Annotated in this window: 2 protein-coding genes; one reads left to right on the forward strand and one right to left on the reverse strand. The window is 70.7% G+C overall.

Going from position 1 to position 1,334, the window contains the following annotated elements; all coding sequences use genetic code 11:
• Positions 1 to 489 precede the first annotated feature (489 nt).
• Positions 490 to 822, reverse strand: coding sequence for a DUF3099 domain-containing protein (locus ACFXDJ_RS34415; RefSeq protein ID WP_384664238.1), 333 nt, complete (start codon positions 820 to 822; stop codon positions 490 to 492).
• Between the two features lie 178 nt (positions 823 to 1,000).
• On the opposite strand from ACFXDJ_RS34415, the gene ACFXDJ_RS34420 reads away from it, so the two are divergent.
• Positions 1,001 to 1,279 carry a GlsB/YeaQ/YmgE family stress response membrane protein gene (locus tag ACFXDJ_RS34420; RefSeq protein WP_384664236.1) on the forward strand — a complete coding sequence of 93 codons (279 nt, stop codon included), beginning with the start codon at positions 1,001 to 1,003 and terminating at the stop codon, positions 1,277 to 1,279.
• The last annotated feature ends 55 nt before the right edge of the window (positions 1,280 to 1,334 follow it).

Consider the following 1,334-nt stretch of genomic DNA (forward strand, 5'->3'; position numbering starts at 1 on the left):
CGCGCCGCCGCGCCCGCCCCGCGCGGGGCGCCGGGCGGGGGCGCGGCCCGCCCCCCCCGCCCCCCCCCCCCCGGGGGGGCCGCCCCCCCCCCCCCCCCCCCCCCCCCTTCTGGCTGTACCCACTCATCGAGCTTCACCACGTCCTTGAGGAAGCCGCGGAGCCCCAGGAACTGGGAGAGGTGCTCGCGGTGCTCCTCGCACGCCAGCCAGGTCTTGCGGCGCTCGGGAGTGTGCAGCTTCGGGTTGTTCCACGCCAGTACCCAGGCGGCCGCGTCACGGCAGCCCTTGGCCGAACAGGTGGGTGCGGTGTCTTCGGGTGCATCGTTTCGAGGTGCGTCGTCGAGGGGAGTCACGGCTCAACCCTAAGACGGAATGGCGACGCCGAGCAGCCACGGGGGGAGCTGCCCGGCGTCGGTCCGTCGCTCCGACGGGGGATGCGGAGCGCGTAGGCAGTATGTCACGCAGGACCCCGTGCGGTGCACTGGAACTTCATGATTGATCTGAGCTTTTCTTGAGGTTTCCCGCGTCCAGTGCGGGGTGCACAGGGGCCGGGATGAAGTGCGAAGGAAGCGAGGGCGTCGACTCGCGCCCCGCGTTGGCGATGACCACCGCCACGTACGGCAGCAGGGCCCCCGCGACGAGCGTCACGATGGCCACGGGTCGCTGCACGTTCCACAGGACGACCGTGGCGATGACCGACAGGGTCCTGATCGCCATCGAGATCACATACCGGCGCTGACGCCCCCGCACGTCTTCGGCGAGGCTCATCCGCGCCCCCGTGATCCGGAAGACCTCGGCCCCGTTCCGCTTCGTCCGCTCCACAACCCACCACCCGATCAACCGCCGAACACTCCCCGGCCCGGACCCTCCCACCGTACGCCGCCCCTTACGGCCCGGGGAGAGGGGGTATCCCCCGAATGGAGCTGTCCGAAATGCGCCGTAGGCCGGACGGGTCGAGACTGGGCCCACATGCGCACGACGCGCCAGGAGGAGGCTCGACATGGGTTGGTTGTGGGCGATCATCGTCGGATTCGTACTGGGCCTGATAGCCCGGGCGATCCTGCCGGGCAAGCAGCACCAGCCTCTCTGGCTGACCACCGTCTTCGGCATCATCGGCGCCGTGGTGGGCAACGCGGTGGCCACGTGGATCGGTGTGCACGACACCAAGGGCATCGACTGGATCCGGCACCTGCTGCAGCTTGCCGGAGCCGTCGCGGTCGTCGGTCTCGGCGACATGGTCTACAGCATGGTCCGGGGCGGCAAGCGGCAGATGACCTAGAGACGACGTGGGCGGACCACGGCGGAGGGGCCGGCCCGGACGCACTGTCCGGGCC

Origin of the sequence: Streptomyces sp. NPDC059443, from assembly GCF_042750105.1 — a bacterium.
GTDB lineage: Bacteria > Actinomycetota > Actinomycetes > Streptomycetales > Streptomycetaceae > Streptomyces.